The sequence below is a fragment of the Streptomyces sp. NBC_01351 genome (assembly GCF_036237315.1).
Lineage (GTDB): Bacteria > Actinomycetota > Actinomycetes > Streptomycetales > Streptomycetaceae > Streptomyces.
The window spans coordinates 6175155-6192151 of record NZ_CP108356.1 but is presented as its reverse complement, the minus strand read 5'-3'; the positions used below and the strand labels follow the sequence as shown (position 1 = coordinate 6192151).

Annotated in this window: 17 protein-coding genes; 4 read left to right on the top strand and 13 right to left on the bottom strand. The window is 71.6% G+C overall.

All coding sequences use genetic code 11. The features are described from left to right. Positions 1-17: 17 nt before the first annotated feature. Genes hisF through hisD form a run of 8 tightly spaced genes read right to left on the bottom strand, consistent with a single transcriptional unit; the run spans position 18 to position 5740 of the window. The gene (gene hisF, locus OG625_RS28520) at positions 18-773 is read right to left on the bottom strand and encodes an imidazole glycerol phosphate synthase subunit HisF (RefSeq protein ID WP_329386691.1); all 756 of its coding nucleotides are present in this window, start codon (positions 771-773) and stop codon (positions 18-20) included. Continuing rightward, positions 770-1159, bottom strand: a complete 390-nt coding sequence (locus tag OG625_RS28515) for a RidA family protein (RefSeq protein WP_329386689.1) — start codon at positions 1157-1159, stop codon at positions 770-772. Before OG625_RS28515 ends, hisF begins: the two co-directional genes overlap by 4 nt. After that, the gene (priA, locus tag OG625_RS28510) at positions 1156-1893 is read right to left on the bottom strand and encodes a bifunctional 1-(5-phosphoribosyl)-5-((5-phosphoribosylamino)methylideneamino)imidazole-4-carboxamide isomerase/phosphoribosylanthranilate isomerase PriA (protein ID WP_329386687.1); all 738 of its coding nucleotides are present in this window, start codon (positions 1891-1893) and stop codon (positions 1156-1158) included. The genes OG625_RS28515 and priA overlap by 4 nt, the downstream gene beginning before the upstream one ends. Next, positions 1893-2537 carry an imidazole glycerol phosphate synthase subunit HisH gene (hisH, locus tag OG625_RS28505; RefSeq protein WP_329386685.1) on the bottom strand — a complete coding sequence of 215 codons (645 nt, stop codon included), beginning with the start codon at positions 2535-2537 and terminating at the stop codon, positions 1893-1895. The genes priA and hisH overlap by 1 nt, the downstream gene beginning before the upstream one ends. After that, entirely contained in the window at positions 2534-2701 is a 168-nt protein-coding gene (locus OG625_RS28500; RefSeq protein WP_329386683.1) for a hypothetical protein, read from the bottom strand. Before OG625_RS28500 ends, hisH begins: the two co-directional genes overlap by 4 nt. Positions 2702-2703: 2 nt before the next feature. Beyond that, positions 2704-3297, bottom strand: a complete 594-nt coding sequence (hisB, locus tag OG625_RS28495; protein WP_030155936.1) for an imidazoleglycerol-phosphate dehydratase HisB — start codon at positions 3295-3297, stop codon at positions 2704-2706. Then, complete coding sequence (locus OG625_RS28490) at positions 3294-4439, bottom strand: histidinol-phosphate transaminase (RefSeq protein WP_329386680.1); 1146 nt, start codon at positions 4437-4439, stop codon at positions 3294-3296. Before OG625_RS28490 ends, hisB begins: the two co-directional genes overlap by 4 nt. Further along, a complete protein-coding gene (hisD, locus tag OG625_RS28485; RefSeq protein ID WP_329386678.1) occupies positions 4418-5740 on the bottom strand; it encodes a histidinol dehydrogenase in 1323 nt (440 codons plus the stop codon). Before hisD ends, OG625_RS28490 begins: the two co-directional genes overlap by 22 nt. 124 nt (positions 5741-5864) lie before the next feature. Here hisD and OG625_RS28480 point away from each other — a divergent pair, with 124 nt between their 5' ends. Genes OG625_RS28480 through ybaK form a run of 3 tightly spaced genes read left to right on the top strand, consistent with a single transcriptional unit; the run spans position 5865 to position 8732 of the window. Next, positions 5865-7460 (top strand): oxidoreductase, encoded by a 1596-nt coding sequence (locus OG625_RS28480; RefSeq protein ID WP_329386676.1) that lies wholly within the window; start codon positions 5865-5867, stop codon positions 7458-7460. Positions 7461-7494: 34 nt separating this feature from the next. Further along, positions 7495-8232, top strand: a complete 738-nt coding sequence (locus tag OG625_RS28475) for an LON peptidase substrate-binding domain-containing protein (protein WP_329386674.1) — start codon at positions 7495-7497, stop codon at positions 8230-8232. Beyond that, positions 8232-8732, top strand: coding sequence for a Cys-tRNA(Pro) deacylase (ybaK, locus tag OG625_RS28470; protein ID WP_329386672.1), 501 nt, complete (start codon positions 8232-8234; stop codon positions 8730-8732). Before OG625_RS28475 ends, ybaK begins: the two co-directional genes overlap by 1 nt. A gap of 228 nt (positions 8733-8960) precedes the next feature. Here the strand turns inward: ybaK and OG625_RS28465 are convergent, their stop codons facing one another. The 4 genes from OG625_RS28465 to OG625_RS28450 all read right to left on the bottom strand — a co-directional run bounded on the left by OG625_RS28465 (position 8961) and on the right by OG625_RS28450 (position 12973). Further along, on the bottom strand, positions 8961-9611 hold the full coding sequence (locus OG625_RS28465) for a hypothetical protein (protein WP_329386670.1): 651 nt from the start codon (positions 9609-9611) through the stop codon (positions 8961-8963). A gap of 43 nt (positions 9612-9654) precedes the next feature. Next, positions 9655-10401, bottom strand: coding sequence for an ABC transporter permease (locus OG625_RS28460; RefSeq protein ID WP_329391040.1), 747 nt, complete (start codon positions 10399-10401; stop codon positions 9655-9657). A gap of 167 nt (positions 10402-10568) precedes the next feature. Beyond that, complete coding sequence (locus tag OG625_RS28455) at positions 10569-11606, bottom strand: ABC transporter ATP-binding protein (protein ID WP_443067790.1); 1038 nt, start codon at positions 11604-11606, stop codon at positions 10569-10571. 56 nt (positions 11607-11662) lie between these two features. Beyond that, the gene (locus tag OG625_RS28450) at positions 11663-12973 is read right to left on the bottom strand and encodes an NYN domain-containing protein (RefSeq protein ID WP_329386668.1); all 1311 of its coding nucleotides are present in this window, start codon (positions 12971-12973) and stop codon (positions 11663-11665) included. 208 nt (positions 12974-13181) lie between these two features. Here OG625_RS28450 and OG625_RS28445 point away from each other — a divergent pair, with 208 nt between their 5' ends. Next, positions 13182-13346: a hypothetical protein gene (locus OG625_RS28445; RefSeq protein ID WP_329386666.1), complete on the top strand. Its 165-nt coding sequence runs from the start codon at positions 13182-13184 to the stop codon at positions 13344-13346. A gap of 93 nt (positions 13347-13439) precedes the next feature. Here the strand turns inward: OG625_RS28445 and dnaE are convergent, their stop codons facing one another. After that, entirely contained in the window at positions 13440-16982 is a 3543-nt protein-coding gene (dnaE, locus tag OG625_RS28440) for a DNA polymerase III subunit alpha (protein WP_329386664.1), read from the bottom strand. Positions 16983-16997 lie beyond the last annotated feature (15 nt).

Sequence of the window (16997 nt, the reverse complement as noted above, 5' to 3'; positions counted from 1 at the left end):
GGCGGGCCTTCACCACGTCAGCGGACGGGGTGGCCGGCTTCCCGCAGGGCGGCCTTGACCTCGGAGATCCGCAGGTCGCCGAAGTGGAACACCGACGCCGCCAGCACCGCGTCGGCACCCGCCGCGATCGCCGGGGGGAAGTGTTCGAGCTTGCCCGCGCCGCCCGAGGCGATCACGGGGACCGTGACGTGCTTGCGTACGGCCGCGATCATCTCGGTGTCGTAGCCGTCCTTCGTGCCGTCCGCGTCCATGGAGTTCAAAAGGATCTCCCCGGCGCCCAGTTCGGCGGCCCGGTGGGCCCACTCGACGGCGTCGATGCCCGTGCCCTTGCGACCACCGTGTGTGGTGACCTCGAAGGACCCGGAGGCGGTCCGGCGCGCGTCCACGGACAGGACGAGGACCTGCCGGCCGAAGCGCTCCGCGATCTCCTGGATGAGCTCGGGGCGGGCGATGGCGGCGGTGTTGACGCCGACCTTGTCCGCTCCGGCGCGCAGCAGCTTGTCCACGTCGTCCGCGGTGCGGACGCCGCCGCCCACGGTCAGCGGGATGAAGACCTGCTCGGCGGTCCGCCGCACCACGTCGTACGTGGTCTCGCGGTTGCCGGAGGACGCGGTGATGTCGAGGAAGGTGAGCTCGTCGGCGCCCTCGGCGTCGTACAGCTTGGCCATCTCCACCGGGTCGCCCGCGTCGCGCAGGTTCTGGAAGTTGACTCCCTTGACGACCCGGCCGTTGTCGACGTCCAGGCAGGGGATCACGCGTACGGCGAGGCTCATGACGAGACCTCCTTGTACGCCTCGACCTCCACCTCGACGACCATGGACGGGTCGACGAAGCCGTTGACGATGAGCATCGTCGCGGCGGGGCGGACGGTGTCGAAGAGCTCCTTGTGGGCGCGGCCCACGTCGTCCACGTCCCGGGCGTGGGTGAGGTACATGCGGGTGCGCACCACGTGCTCGGGGCCGAGACCGGCCTGGGCGAGCGCCTTGAAGGCGACGCCGAAGGCGGCCACGGCCTGGTCGTACGGGCCGCCTGCGTCGCCCGCGGTGCAGCCGGAGACGAGCACGAGCCCGTTCGACAGCTGCACGGCGCGGGAGTACGCGATGACGTCCTCGTAGGGACCGCCGGAGGAGATGCGGCGTACCGCGTCCGGGGAACTCATGCGGAGACCACCTTCAGGGCTTCTTCCAGGGTGAAGGCCTTGGCGTACAGGGCCTTGCCGACGATGGCGCCCTCGACGCCCAGCGGCACCAGCGCGGACAGGTCCCGCAGGTCGTCGAGGGAGGAGATGCCTCCGGAGGCGACGACGGGCCGGTCGGTGGCGGCGCAGACGTTCTTCAGCAGCTCCAGGTTGGGGCCGGTGAGCGTGCCGTCCTTGCCGATGTCGGTGACGACGTAACGGGCGCAGCCCTCGGAGTCCAGGCGGGCGAGGGTCTCGTACAGGTCGCCTCCCTCGCTGGTCCAGCCGCGGCCCTTGAGGGTGGTGCCGGTGACGTCGAGGCCGATCGCGATCCTGTCGCCGTGCTCGGCGATGGCCTTGGCGGCCCACTCGGGGGTCTCCAGGGCGGCGGTGCCGAGGTTGACGCGGGTGCAGCCGGTGGCGAGGGCGGCGGCGAGCGAGGCGTCGTCGCGGATGCCGCCGGACAGCTCGACCTTGATGTCCATGGCGCGGGTGATCTCGGCGACCAGGGCGCGGTTGTCGCCGGTGCCGAAGGCGGCGTCCAGGTCGACCAGGTGCAGCCATTCGGCGCCGGAGCGCTGCCAGGCGAGGGCCGCCTCCAGCGGGGAGCCGTAGGAGGTCTCGCTGCCGGACACGCCGTGCACGAGGCGGACGGCCTGGCCGTCGCGGACGTCGACGGCGGGGAGGAGTTCCAGCGTCTTCTGGGTCTGGGTCATCAGAGGGTCTCGATCCAGTTGGTGAGGAGCTGGGCTCCGGCGTCTCCGGACTTCTCGGGGTGGAACTGGGTGGCCCACAGGGCCCGGTTCTCCACCGCCGCGACGAACCGCTCGCCGTGCGTGGCCCAGGTGACCCTGGGGGCGCGGATCAGCGGGTTGGTGACTTCCAGGCTCCAGTCCTTCGCCGCGTAGGAGTGCACGAAGTAGAACCGGGCGTCGGCGTCCAGGCCGGCGAAGGCCTGACTGTCGGCGGGGGCCTCGACGGTGTTCCAGCCCATGTGGGGGACGATCGGGGCCTTGAGCGGGCCGACGGTGCCGGGCCACTCGTCCAGGCCCTCGGTCTCGACGCCGTGCTCGATGCCGCGCTCGAAGAGGATCTGCATGCCGACGCAGATGCCCATGACGGGGCGGCCGCCGGAGAGCCGGCGGCCGATGATCCAGTCGCCGCGGACGTCCTTGAGGCCCTTCATGCAGGCGGAGAAGGCGCCGACGCCGGGGACGAGGAGTCCGTCGGCGTCCATGGCCTTGTCGTAGTCGCGGGTGATCTCCACGTTCGCGCCGACGCGCGCGAGGGCGCGCTCGGCGGAGCGGACGTTGCCGAAGCCGTAGTCGAAGACGACGACGTTCTTGGTGGCTGCGCTCATTCCCAGATCCCTTGGATTCGCAGGACTCCGGCGGCCAGGCACATCACGGAGCCGATGGCGAGCAGGACGACGACCGACTTGGGCATCTGCTGCTTCTGGAAGGAGTAGACCCCGCCGGCCAGGAAGAGGCCGACGACGATCAGGATGGTGTTGAGCCCGTTCACGGCTAGAGGGCGCCCTTCGTGGAGGGAAGGATGCCGGCGGCGCGCGGGTCGAACTCGGCGGCGTAGCGCAGGGCCCGCGCGAGGGCCTTGAACTGGCACTCCACGATGTGGTGGGCGTTGCGGCCGTACGGGACGTGGATGTGCAGCGCGATCTGGGCCTGCGCGACGAAGGACTCGAAGATGTGCCGGGTCATCGTCGTGTCGTACTCGCCGATCATCGGCGCCATGTTCTCGGGCTCGGTGTGCACGAGGTAGGGCCGGCCCGACAGGTCGACGGTCACCTGGGCGAGGGACTCGTCGAGCGGCACGGTGCAGTTGCCGAAGCGGTAGATGCCCACCTTGTCGCCGAGGGCCTGCTTGAAGGCGGCGCCGAGCGCGAGGGCGGTGTCCTCGATGGTGTGGTGGCTGTCGATGTGCAGGTCGCCGTCCGTCTTGACCGTGAGGTCGAAGAGGCCGTGGCGGCCGAGCTGGTCGAGCATGTGGTCGTAGAAGCCCACGCCCGTCGAGACGTCGACCTTGCCCGTGCCGTCGAGGTTTATCTCGACGAGGACCGAGGTCTCCTTCGTGGTCCGTTCGACCCGTCCGATGCGGCTCATGCGTGCTGCTCCTTCTTCAGTGCGCGAACCGCTTCCAGGAACGCGTCGTTCTCGGCCGGGGTGCCCGCGGTGACCCGCAGCCAGCCCGGCACGCCGTTGTCCCGGACCAGGACGCCCTGGTCGAGGATCTTCTGCCAAGCGGTGTGGGAGTCCTCGAACCTGCCGAACTGGACGAAGTTCGCGTCGGACTCGGTGACCTCGTAGCCGATGGCCCGCAGCTCGACGACGAGGCGGTCCCGCTCGGCCTTGAGCTGCTCGACGTAGCCGAGCAGGGTGTCGGTGTGCTCCAGGGCGGCCAGCGCGGTGGCCTGGGTGACGGCCGACAGGTGGTACGGCAGGCGCACCAGCTGGACGGCGTCGACCACGGCGGGGTGCGCGGCCAGGTAGCCCAGGCGCAGGCCGGCGGCGCCGAAGGCCTTGGACATGGTCCGGGAGACCACCAAGCACGGGCGACCCTCGATGAGGGGCAGCAGCGAGTCGCGGTGGCTGAACTCCACGTACGCCTCGTCGACGATGACCAGGGAGGCCAAACCTCGATCGGCACGCGCCGCCTGCGCGGCCTCGTAGAGCGCGAGGACGGTGTCCGCCTCGACCGCGGTACCCGTGGGGTTGTTCGGCGAGGCGATGAAGACGACGTCGGGTGCGTTCTCGGCGATGGCCTTCTCGGCCGCCTCGACGTCGATGGTGAAGTCCTCGCGGCGCGGCCCGGAGATCCACCCGGTGCCGGTGCCGCGGGAGATCAGCGCGTGCATCGAGTACGAGGGCTCGAAGCCGATCGCGGTGCGGCCGGGCCCGCCGAAGGTCTGCAGCAGCTGCTGGATGATCTCGTTGGAGCCGTTGGCGGCCCATACGTTCTCCCGCGCGACCGGGTGCCCGGCCGTACGGGTGAGGTAGGCGGCCAGCTGGGTGCGCAGCTCGACCGCGTCCCGGTCGGGGTAGCGGTTGAGGGTGCGGGCGGCGGCGGCCACGCGCTCGGCGATGCGCGCCACGAGCTCCTCGGGGAGCTCGTACGGGTTCTCGTTGGTGTTCAGCTGGACGGGCACGTCGAGCTGCGGGGCGCCGTACGGGGTCTTGCCGCGCAGCTCGTCCCGGATGGGGAGGTCGTCGATTCCGATGGCGCTCACTGGGTCGGCACCTTCCATCCGAAGCGCGCCTTCAGGGCGGCGCCGTGTGCGGGCAGGTCCTCGGCCTCGGCCAGCGTCACCACGTGGTGGGTGACCTCGGCGAGGGCGTCGCGCGTGTAGTCGACGATGTGGATCCCGCGCAGGAAGGACTGCACGGACAGGCCCGAGGAGTGGCAGGCGCAGCCGCCGGTGGGCAGCACGTGGTTGGAGCCGGCGCAGTAGTCGCCGAGGGAGACCGGGGCCCAGGGGCCGACGAAGATCGCGCCGGCGTTGCGCACGCGGGCGGCCCAGGCGGCGGCGTCGGCGGTCTGGATCTCCAGGTGCTCGGCGCCGTACGCGTCGACGACCTTGAGGCCGTCCTCCAGGCTGTCGACGAGCACGATCGCGGACTGCTTGCCCGCGAGGGCCGGCTTGATCCGGTCCTCGACGTGCTTGGAGGCCGCGACCTGCGGCTCCAGCTCCCGCTCGACGGCGTCCGCGAGCTCCGCGGAGTCCGTGACGAGGACGGCGGCGGCCAGCGGGTCGTGCTCGGCCTGGCTGATCAGGTCGGCGGCGACGTGCACCGGGTCGGCCGTGGAGTCCGCGAGGACCGCGATCTCGGTCGGGCCGGCCTCGGTGTCGATGCCGATCTTGCCGGTGAAGTAGCGCTTGGCGGCGGCCACCCAGATGTTGCCGGGGCCGGTCACCATGTTGGCGGGCAGGCACTCTTCCGTGCCGTACGCGAACATCGCGACGGCCTGGGCCCCGCCGGCCGCGTACACCTCGTCCACGCCGAGCAGCGCGCACGCCGCCAGGATGGTCGGGTGCGGCAGCCCGCCGAACTCCTTCTGCGGCGGGGACGCGAGCGCGATCGACTCGACGCCCGCCTCCTGCGCCGGTACGACGTTCATGACGACGGAGGACGGGTACACCGAGCGGCCGCCCGGGGCGTACAGCCCCACGCGCTCCACCGGAACCCACTTCTCGGTCACCGTGCCGCCGGGGACCACCTGGGTGGTGTGCTCGGTGCGGCGCTGGTTGCGGTGCACGATCCGGGCGCGCCGGATCGACTCCTCGAGTGCGGCGCGGACGGCCGGGTCGAGCTCGTCGAGAGCGGTCTTGAGCGCCTCTGCCGGCACTCTGACCTGCTCCAGCGTCACCCCGTCGAACTTCTGCGCGTACTCGATCAGCGCCGCCGTGCCACGATGATGGACGTCCTCGCAGATGGGCCGCACCTTCTCCAGGGCAGCTTCTACGTCGAACTCGGCACGGGGCAGCAGATCGCGCAGGGCGCCACCCTCGGGGAGGGCGTCACCGCGCAGGTCGATACGAGAGATCACCTCCCAATTCTCTCAGACCGCCCAGCGGCACCGTTCGCCCGTATCACTGGCTGATACACGCCCCGGGTGTCACAGGCCCCCGATAACTTTGATCTCCACGCAGGGCAAGCGGAGGGGGGCCGCCGTGACCGAGGCAGGCGCGGGCGAGGAACCGGCGGATCTGACCGCCGCCGAGCGCCGCATGTGGGAGGCGTTCCGCACGGGCAGCGTCTGCGATCTGAGCGTGCGCACCGCCGACCGTGACGATCCGCACGCCGACCACGTGTGGGGCCCCGAGCGCAGCGTCCGCGCCCGGGTGGTGGCCCTGCTGCTGCTCCACGGGCCGCCGCCGGTGCCGGGCCGGGTGGCCTCGCTGAAGCTGCGCGGGGTGCGGATCGCGGGGCGGCTGGACCTGTCCGGCGGCACGGTGGGCCCGTACGTGGAGCTCCAGTCCTGCCGCTTCGACAGCGAGGTCCAGCTGTCGGAGGCCCGCTTCGGCACGCTGCGCCTGGTGAACTGCGCGATACCGCGGCTGGAGGCGGCACGCCTGCACACCGAGGGCGATCTGCACCTGCCGCGCTGCCGGGTGCAGCGCGGGATACGGCTGACCGACGCCCAGATCGGCACGGACCTGCTGATCAGCCAGGCCGTGGTGCAGCGGGACTCCAAGGGGCGGGCGATCGCCGCCGACGGGATGGCGGTCGCGCAGGACTTCCAGGCCGAGCTGCTGGAGACGTACGGGGAGATGAGCCTGCGCGGCGCGAAGGTCGGCGTGTCGATGAACATGCGCGGCGCCCGCCTGCGCAACCCGAACGGCCGGTACGCGCTGAACGCGCCGCAGCTGACCGTCGAGCGCACCCTGTACCTGACCTCGATCGCGCTGGACTACGTCCCCGGCGGGAACTCCTCCACTCCCCCGTACGGCCTCGGGCTGACGCCGACGCGCGGGCAGCGGGCGCAGCGCTTCGAATGCCTGGGCAGCCTGCGCCTGGACGACGGGCGCTTCGGCGACGCCATCGACTTCTACGGGGCCCGGTTCCTGCTCAAGGACGGGCAGGAGCTGTCGCTGCGCCGGATCCAGACGCCCGAGTTCCGCTTCGTGGGCGAGCGGCCCGAGCGCGGCCGGGTGGTGGTGTCGGGGGCGAAGGTGATCAAGCTGGTGGACACCTCCACGAGCTGGCCGGGGCCGGGCGGCGTGTCGATCGAGGGCTTCGTCTACGAGAACCTCGCACCCCGGGGCCACTTCCCCCTCGCCCGCCGACTGGAGTGGGTGGAGGCGGCGACGCCCGAGTACTCGCCGGAGCCGTACGAGCGGCTGGCCGCCGTACTGCGGGCCAGCGGCGAGGACGCGGACGCCCGCGAGGTGCTGCTGGCCAAGCAGCGGCGGCGCCGGACCACGCTGCCGCCGGGGCAGAAGGCGTGGGGCTACCTCCAGGACTGGACGGTGGTCTACGGGTACCGGCCGGGCCGGGCCGCGCTGTGGATGGCGGTGCTGTGGGCGGCGGGGGCGCTCGTCTTCTCGCAGCACGATCCGCCGCCGCTCAAGGAGGACGAGCACCCCCTGTGGAGCGCTCCCCTGTACGCCCTGGACCTCCTCCTCCCGGTGATCGATCTGGGGCAGGAGGGCCGGTGGAAGCTGGAGGGCGGCTGGCAGTGGGGATCGGCGGCGTTGGTCCTGCTGGGGTGGATCCTGGCCACGACGGTGGCGGCGGGGGCGTCCCGGCTGCTGCGGCGGGGGTGACGGGGCCGGGCTCGCGGCCATTACCCTGTGCCTCGTGACCACCGTTCGCCTGCCACTCTTCCCGCTGAACTCGGTGCTGTTCCCGGGACTCGTCCTCCCGCTGAACGTCTTCGAGGAGCGTTATCGCGCCATGATGCGCGAACTGCTGAAGGGGGGCGCCGACGACCCGCGCCGCTTCGCCGTCGTCGCGATCCGCGACGGCCGGGAGGTGGCCCCGACCGCGCCCGGGCTGCCGGACCAGACGGCCGTGCCCGAGCGGGGCCCGGCCGCGGGCTTCGGCGCGGACCCGATCCAGGCCTTCCACCGGGTGGGCTGCGTCGCGGACGCGGCGACGATCCGGGAACGGGAGGACGGCAGCTTCGAGGTCCTGGCGACGGGCACCACCCGCGTACGCCTCCTGTCGGTCGACGCGACGGGCCCGTTCCTGGTGGCGGACCTGGAGGAGCTCCCCGAGGACGCCGGCGAGGGCGCGGGCGCGCTGGCCGAGGGAGTGCTGCGGGCCTTCCGCAACTACCAGAAGCGGCTGGCCGGAGCGCGCGAGCGGTCCCTGACGGGTGCGGAACTCCCCGACGAGCCGTCGGTGGTCTCCTACCTGGTGGCAGCGGCGGCGGTGCTGGACATCCCGGCCAAGCAGCGCCTCCTCCAGGCCCCGGACACGGCCACCCGCCTGGCGGAGGAACTCAAGCTCCTCCGCGCGGAAACGGCGGTGATCCGCCACCTTCCCTCCCTCCCGGCAGTGGACCTGACCCGCGCGCCGACGAGCCCGAACTGATGGCGAAGAAGCCGAAGTCCAAGCCGACGTCCGGCACCCCCGCGATCGTCGCCCTCACCGCGGCCGGGGCGGACTTCACCACGCACTCCTACGACCACGACCCGGCGCACCCCTCGTACGGCGAGGAGGCGGCGCAGGCGCTCGGCGTCTCGCCGGACCAGGTGTTCAAGACGCTGCTCGCGGACGTGGACGGCACCCTGACGGTGGCGGTGGTCCCGGTCTCGGGCTCGCTGGACCTGAAGGCCCTGGCCGCGGCGGTCGGCGGCAAGCGGGCGGCGATGGCCGATCCCGCGCTGGCGGAGCGGACCACGGGGTACGTCCTCGGCGGCATCTCCCCGCTGGGTCAGCGCCGCCGCCTGCGCACGGTGCTCGACGCCTCGGCCTCCGCCCACGCCACGATCTGCGTCTCGGCGGGCCGCCGCGGCCTGGAGGTCGAACTCTCCCCCGCCACCCTGACCACCCTCACGGAGGCCGTCCTGGCCCCGGTGGCCCGCCGATAAGGCCGTGTGCGGCGCCGCTTGGCCGAAGATGCCGCTGCGCGGCACCCTGGGCTCCGCCCAGACCCGCGCCTCAAACGCCGGCGAGGCTGGAATTGCCCCGGTGCAAAGCGCGATGGCATGCATGCGGTTGCGCTACGCGCAGTTGCAGGCCGACGCCGGCCAAAATCAGCCCCTCCGGCGATTGAGGCGCGGAGTGCGGGGCTGAGCCCCGGCAGTGGCGGCGGCCGGTCAGGGACGCGGCGGCTCCGGCGCGGCGGACGGGTCCGCGTGGACGTGCGGCGGCGGGTAGACCGCCCAGGCAGGGACCGGGTCCGGGTCCCGCGGGGACCACAGCGCCGTGAGGGCCAAGTGCACCAGCACCGCCGCCATCGGCCACACCAGCAGCATCCCGTGCGCCAACAGCTCCAGCGGCGCGTCGAAGGGAACCCCCTTCCCCGCCCGCACGGCCCCCTCGACCAGGTTCGCCGACGGATCGAGCGTGAGCCCCAGCCGCCACCCCACCAGCCCGGCGAATACGGACCCCACCGCGAGCCCGATGACCAGCGGCACTCCGCCGGCCCGCCGCCACAGGAACGTGCCGACGGCGCTCAGCACGCCCAGCCCCACCGCCAGGAGGAAGAACGTCCCGTCGGACCCGATCCGCGCTTCGCTCTCGCTGTTGCGCAGGAACACGGCCTCCCCGTTGGAGACGTACTGCACCCGCGGTGCCAGCCAAGCCCACAGCACGGCGAGGAGCACACCGGCCAGCCCGACCGCCAGTGCGACGGCGGCCCCGTCGCGGATGTCGGCCGGGGTGATGCCCCCGGCGCCCGCACCCGGCTTCTCGGGCGGGAGCGACGGCGGGTCGAATGGAGACGGAGGGGTCACGGCTTCGGTCACCCCCACATCGTGCCAGGTGCGCCCCACCGCGGCGGCACCGGCGTCAGCGGACCGCCGCCCGCCGGTACGCCCAGGTGGCGACGGCCAGCGACAGCACGCCCACCGCCGCGCACACCCCGAGGTCGAGGGCGACGGCGGCCCAGTCCGGCTCGGGGGTGAAGGTGCGGGCGAACGCCTCCACGCCGTACGTGGACGGCAGCAGGTCCCGCGCCCACACGATCACGTCCGGCATCCGCTCGGGCGGCAGCACTCCCAGCAGCAGCGCCGCCGACATGCCGAGCTGCCCGGCCAGCGTGGCCAGCTCCTGCCGCGGCGCGAGCAGCCCCAGCGCCGCGCCGAGCCCGGCGAGCGCCGCCCCGGCCAGCGGCACCACCGCGGCCAGGATCCACAGCCCGCCCATCGGCAGCCCGAACAGCACGCATCCGAAGACGGCCGTCACCAGCGTCCCCGGCAGCGTGAAGGAGGCGTACGCGGCGGCCGCTCCCAGCACCACCGACGCCGGCGGCACGGGCAGGGTGGCGTAGTGGTCGAGCCCGCCGCCCGCCCGCAGCTGCCCGAAGTACTGCGCGAGCAGGTTCAGCGCGACGAAGGCGACGACGAGCACCGAGGAGCCGGCCACGACGGCCCGGGCCTCCGAGCCGCCGTCCACGACCCCCCGCATCAGGATCATGATGCCGACGGACTGGAAGGTGGCCACGAAGAGCAGCGGGATCCGTGCCACCCGGGCCCGGGAGAGCTGCGCCCGGTACACGGCGGCGAGCGCGGGCAGGAACCCGGCCCGGGGTGCCAGCGGCTCGGCGGCACCCTCCCGGCCGGTGTTCGCCGGGGCTGCGTCCTGCCCGAGGACGGACTGCCCGAGGGCGTCCTGCCCACCGGCGGCCTGCCCGACGGCAGCCTGCCCGACGGCGGACTGCGGCGTGGACTCGATCGGCGCGAGAGCGCCTGCCGGACTGTCGCTCACAGCTTCACCAGCCCTTTCGTCTTCCCGCCGAGCGCGAGGTACACGTCCTCCAGACTCGGCGTGGCCAGCGTGAAGTCGTCCAGCGCCGCGAAGGCCGGCCCTCCGGTCACCGCGGCCACCACGGCCCGCGCCTCGTCCGGCGCCATCCGCAGCACCCACCGGCGCCCGGATTCGGCGGCCCGCGGGGCGAGCGCGGCAACCTCGGGCACGTCCAGCGGCGGGGCGGACCGCCACACCAGTTCCAGCCGGACCTCGCCCGAGACGGAGGCCTTCAGGCCGGCCGGGGAGTCGCAGGCGATGACCTTGCCCTGGTCGATGACGGCGACCCGGTCGAGGACGGTCTCGGCTTCGATGACGTTGTGGGTGACCAGCAGGACCGTCGCGCCGTGCTGCGCGCGCCGCCGGTCGACTGCCGTCCAGACGGCCCGCCGGGCCACGGGGTCCATGCCGGTGGTGGGTTCGTCGAGCACGAGGACCGGCCGCTCGCCCACCAGTGCGGTGGCGAAGCAGGCGAGGCGCCGTTGCCCGCCGGAAAGTTTCTTCAGGGGCCGGCCGGCGATCTCGGTCAGCCCGAGCTCCTCCAGTACCTCGTCCCGCGCGGCCCGCGCCGCCCGTACGGGCAGTCCGCGCAGCCGCCCGGTGGTCTCGGCGGCGAGGGACACCGTGAGCTCGTCGAGGGCGGTGGACTCCTGCCCCAGGTAGGCGAGCAGCCGGGCCGCCCGCTCGGGGTGGCGTACGAGGTCGTGGCCCAGCAGGGTGACGGTGCCCGCGTCGGGGCGCATCAGGCCGGTGAGCTGGCGGACCAGGGTGGACTTGCCGGCGCCGTTGGGGCCGAGCAGGCCGAAGATCTCGCCGCGCCGCACGTCCAGGGAGATGCCGTCGTTGGCACGGGTCTCGGGCAGGGCCGGAGAGCCGCGCCGGCCGCGTACCGCGGCATACGTCTTGACCAGGTCACGCACCGCGCACACGACGCCGGGATGCCCGCCCGCGGCTGTCGCCGTACTGCTCTGCTCTTGTGCCGTGCCCTTACTCACGAGGGAGCAGCCTACGCGGCTTCTCCCCCGGCTACCGCCGGGAGGTACCCCCAGCTCTACTCGGCGGCCGGGGTCGCCGGGCCCGCCGGTCCCGGGGAGGCGCCCGCCGGGCCCGCCGAGGGGACGGCGGCCACGTGTTCGGCTGCCGCGCGGACGTCGATCTCCCGCCAGAAGCCGGCCCGGATGGCGTACCGGTCGTGCTCGTCGATCTGGTCGTCCTTGTGCGCGAGCAGCCCGAAGCGGGCGGCGTAGCGCAGCAGCTCCCCGTCGATCCGGTGCGGGATGCGCGGGTACATGGTGGCGAGCTTCTGGAGGTGCACGGTTTCCGGGAGGCGTTCCATCCAGCGCCGGGCGAACACCTGTCCGACCTCGAACGGGTCGCCGCCGACGGTGGTGATGTCCTCCTCGCGGTCCGCCCAGCGCTGTTCGGCGCTGGTGAGCTGGGCGAGGGTGGGCAGCGACGCGGTTTCGGCGGGCTCGCCGAGCGGTCCGGCCCGGTCGATCCAGCCCTTGTCGGAGGACCAGCGCAGGGCGCTGCCGGCCGGACCGGCGCCGGGGTGCCCGGTCGGCGCGGGCGGACCGGCCTGCTGCCCGGGGGCGCGCAGGGCTCCGGCCAGGTCCTTGGGCGTGGGTACCGTCTTGCTCCCGCCGGTGGCCGGCGCCGGTACGGGGACCCCTTCGGCCTCCTCGTTCCCGGCGGGCGCGCCGTTGCGGGCGGCTTCGGCGAGGGCCGCCTCGGGGAGCGGGGCGGAGAGGATGGCGGCGATGTCGGGGCGCGGCGCGGGCGGCGGGGAGCAGAGCCCGGTGAGGTCCTTGGCGCGGACGGCCCGGGTGATCCAGGCGCGGTCGAGGACGCGGCGTTCGTCGGCCTCGGCGACGAGGTCCTCGGACTGGTTGTAGTCCCCGTCGGCGGCCTGTACGGCCCACAGGTGGACGGCGACGCCGTGTTCCTTGGCGGACATCAGGCCGGGCAGCAGGTCGCCGTCGCCGGTCACCAGGACCACGTCGGAGCAGGCCCGGTTGCGGGCGAGCTCGGTGAGCTCGGCGTGCATGGCGGCGTCGACGCCCTTCTGCGCCCAGCGGCCGTCGCTGCGGGTCAGAGCGCCCAGCCGGACGGTGACGCGGGGCATGACGCGCAGCCGCCGGTGCTCGGGCTGCGGCACCCGGTCGGGTGCCCCGTCGAACCAGTAGATGCGCAGCAGGGGCTGCTCGGTGTCGGCCTCGGCGCGTTCGCGCAGGCCCTGGATGAGGGCGGCGTGGTCGACGGTGATGCGGGAGCGTGAGGGCTCCCCTGCGAGAAGGCTCGCGGCGGCGCCCAGCAGATAGCCGGCGTCCACCAGGACGACGCAGCGGTCCACGCGTTCCACCTCTTCCCTGGGGGTCCTCAGTGTTCATTCGGCGGGTCCCCCGAGTCTGCCCGACCGCAAGGGTGTTGACGGCCGGAACTCGATCATCGGCGTGGCGGAACTTTTGGTTCTACCGGCTACGCGCAGTAATGATCCAAAATGCGCGCTTTCTGGCGCTGTGTGAGTGTGAAGGCGGTCCTGGCCCCTAGACCCTCACGGAGGTTCCCCCATGGCCAAGAACAAGCAGCAGAAGCAGCCGAAGCAGCAGGCCCGCTCGTCTTCGCAGGACCCGTCGAAGAGCTCGATGGAATCCTCCGGCGAGTCGGTCAATCCGTCGCCGAGTCCGATGGACCTGGCCCACAAGAGCAAGCAGAAGAAGTTCGGCCACAACTGACGCCGCACACAGTGACGGAAGGGCCTGCCCGGGTTCACCGGGCAGGCCCTCGCGTGTGTTCGCCGGACCGGGGCGGCCCGCCCCCGACCGTTTTTATCCGGCCAGGCAGGACGGCCCGAGCAGCACCTTGAGGTCACCGAAGAGCGCGGGGTCGGGCTTGACCCGGTGCTTGTCGAGGCGCAGCACGGTGGTGGTGCGCGGCCCCTGGAGCTTGATCCGCACCTCGCTGTTGCCCTGGTGGTGGCGCAGGATCTCGCCCAGACGGGTCACCATCGGCGGGGTGACCTTGACGGTGGGGATGGTGAGGACGACGGGTGCGTTGGTCCCGGCGGAGGAGAGGTCGGGGACCATCATCTCCATGGCGACCAGGCGGGGGACGTCCTCGCGCTTGTCGAGGCGGCCCTTGACGAAGACGACGGTGTCCTCGACCAGCTGGGTGGAGACGAGCTGGTAGGTCGCGGGGAAGAACATGCACTCGATGGAGCCGGCCAGGTCCTCGACGGTGGCGATGGCCCAGGCGTTGCCCTGCTTGGTCATCTTGCGCTGGAGGCCGGAGATGATGCCGCCGATGGTGACGACGGCGCCGTCGGAGTGCTCGCCGCCGGTGAGCTGGGAGATGCCGGCGTCCGTCTTGTCGGAGAGGACGTGCTCCAGCCCGAAGAGCGGGTGGTCGGAGACGTAGAGGCCGAGCATCTCGCGCTCCTGGGCGAGCAGGTAGGACTTCTCCCACTCGACGTCGGAGAACTCGACGTCGAGGCCGAAGCCGGGCTCGTCGCTCGCGTTCTCGTCACCCATTCCGCCGAAGAGGTCGAACTGGCCCTCGGCCTCCTTGCGCTTGACCGCGACCACGTTGTCGATCATCGGCTCGTGGTGGGCGACCAGGCCCTTGCGGGTGTGGCCCATCTCGTCGAAGGCGCCGGCCTTGATCAGCGATTCGACGGTCCGCTTGTTGCAGACGACGGCCTCGACCTTGTCCAGGAAGTCGGGGAAGGAGGAGTACTTCCCCTTGGCCTTCCTGCTCTTGATGATCGATTCCACGACGTTCTGGCCGACGTTGCGGACGGCGGTGAGGCCGAAGAGGATCACGTCGTCGCCCTGGGCGGCGAAGTTCGGCTCGGACTCGTTCACGTTCGGCGGGAGCACCTTGATGCCCATGCGGCGGCACTCGTTCAGGTAGATCGCGGACTTGTCCTTGTCGTCCTTGACCGAGGTGAGCAGGCCGGCCATGTACTCGGCCGGGAAGTTCGCCTTGAGGTAGGCGGTCCAGTAGGAGACGAGCCCGTACGCGGCCGAGTGGGCCTTGTTGAAGGCGTAGCCGGCGAAGGGGACCAGGACGTCCCACAGGGCCTGGATGGCCTTGTCGTTGTAGCCGTTCTTCCGGGCGCCCTCCTGGAAGATGGTGAAGTTCTTCGCCAGCTCCTCGGGCTTCTTCTTGCCCATCACGCGGCGCAGGATGTCGGCCTCGCCGAGCGAGTACCCGGCGATGATCTGGGCGGCCTTCTGCACCTGCTCCTGGTAGACGATCAGGCCGTAGGTGACCGCGAGCACCTCTTCGAGGGGCTTCTCCAGATCCGGGTGGATCGGGGTGATCTCCTGCTGCTTGTTCTTGCGCAGGGCGTAGTTCGTGTGCGAGTTCATGCCCATCGGGCCCGGCCGGTACAGGGCCGAGACGGCGGAGATGTCTTCGAAGTTGTCGGGCTTCATCAGGCGCAGCAGGGAGCGCATGGGCCCGCCGTCGAACTGGAAGACGCCGAGGGTGTCACCGCGGCCGAGCAGTTCGAAGGTCTTGGGGTCGTCGAGCGGAAGGCCGAGGAGATCGATGTCGATCCCCTTGTTGGCCTTCACCATCTTGACGGCGTCGTCCATGATCGTGAGGTTGCGCAGGCCGAGGAAGTCCATCTTCAGCAGGCCGAGCGACTCGCAGCTCGGGTAGTCCCACTGGGTGATGGTGACGCCGTCGGTGTGCCGCACCCAGACGGGTACGTGGTCGGTGATCGTCTCGCTGGACATGATCACGCCGGCGGCGTGCACGCCCATCTGGCGGACCAGGCCCTCCACGCCGCGGGCGGTGTCGATGACCTTCTTGACGTCCGGCTCGTTCTCGTACATCCCGCGGATCTCGCCGGCCTCGCCGTAGCGGGGGTGCTTCGGGTCGAGGATGCCGGAGAGCGGGATGCCCTTGCCGAGGACGTCGGCGGGCATGGCCTTGGTGAGCCGGTCGCCCATGGCGTAGGGGTAGCCGAGGACGCGCGCGGAGTCCTTGATCGCGTTCTTGGCCTTGATGGTGCCGTAGGTGCCGATCATGGCGACCTTGTCGGCGCCGTACTTCTCGGTCACGTACCTGATCACTTCGACGCGCCGGCGCTCGTCGAAGTCGATGTCGACATCGGGCATGGAGACGCGCTCGGGGTTCAGGAAGCGCTCGAAGATCAGGCCGTGGGTGAGCGGGTCGAGGTCGGTGATGCCCATGGCGTACGCGACGATCGAGCCGGCCGCGGAGCCTCGGCCCGGGCCCACCGCGATGCCCTGGTTCTTGGCCCACATGATGAAGTCGGCGACCACGAGGAAGTAGCCGGGGAAGCCCATCGAGATGATCGTGTCCATCTCGTACTCGGCCTGCTTCATCCGGTCGTCCGGGATGCCCCCGGGGTAGCGGCGGTGCATGCCGCGCATGGTCTCCTCGCGGAACCAGGTGACCTCGGTGTAGCCGTCCGGGATGTCGAACTTCGGCATCAGGTTCCGGAACGTGAACATGCCCTCGGTGTCGACCTGGTCCGCGACCAGCTTCGTGTTGGCGCAGCCCTCCTGCCAGGCGTCCGAGGAGTCGATGGCGTACATCTCGTCCGTGGACTTCAGGTAGTAGCCCGATCCGTCGAAGCGGAAGCGGTCCGGGTCCGAGAGGTTCTTGCCGGTCTGGATGCACAGCAGGGCGTCGTGGGCGCCGGCCTCGCTCGCGTAGGTGTAGTGCGAGTCGTTCGTCACCAGCGGCGGGATCCCGAGCTTCTTGCCGATCTCCAGCAGCCCGTCGCGGACCCGGCGCTCGATCTCGATGCCGTGGTCCATCAGCTCCAGGAAGTAGCGGCCCTTGCCGAAGATGTCCTGGTACTCGGAGGCCGACTTCAGGGCCTCGTCGAACTGGCCGAGGCGCAGCCGGGTCTGGAGCTCGCCGGAGGGGCAGCCGGTGGAGGCGATCAGTCCCTCCGACCACTTGGAGATCGTCTCCTTGTCCATGCGCGGCCACTTCGTGAGCCAGCCCTCGGCGTACGCGTCGGAGGACAGCCGGAAGAGGTTGTGCAGGCCGGTGGCGTTCGCCGCCCAGATCGTCTTGTGGGTGTAACCACCGGAACCGGAGACGTCGTCCCGCTTCTGGTGGGGCTGGCCCCACTGGATGCGCCGCTTGTTGCGCCGGGACTCGGGGGCGACGTACGCCTCGATGCCGATGATCGGCGTGATGCCGGACTTCTGGGCGGTGTGGAAGAAGTCGTAGGCCCCGTGCAGGTTGCCGTGGTCGGACATGGCGATGTGGCTCATGCCCATCTCGTTGCACGCGTTGAACATGTCCTTCAGCCGCGCGGCACCGTCCAGCAGCGAGTACTGGGTGTGGACGTGCAGGTGCGTGAACGGCGTCTTTGACACGGTGGGGGCCTCCGG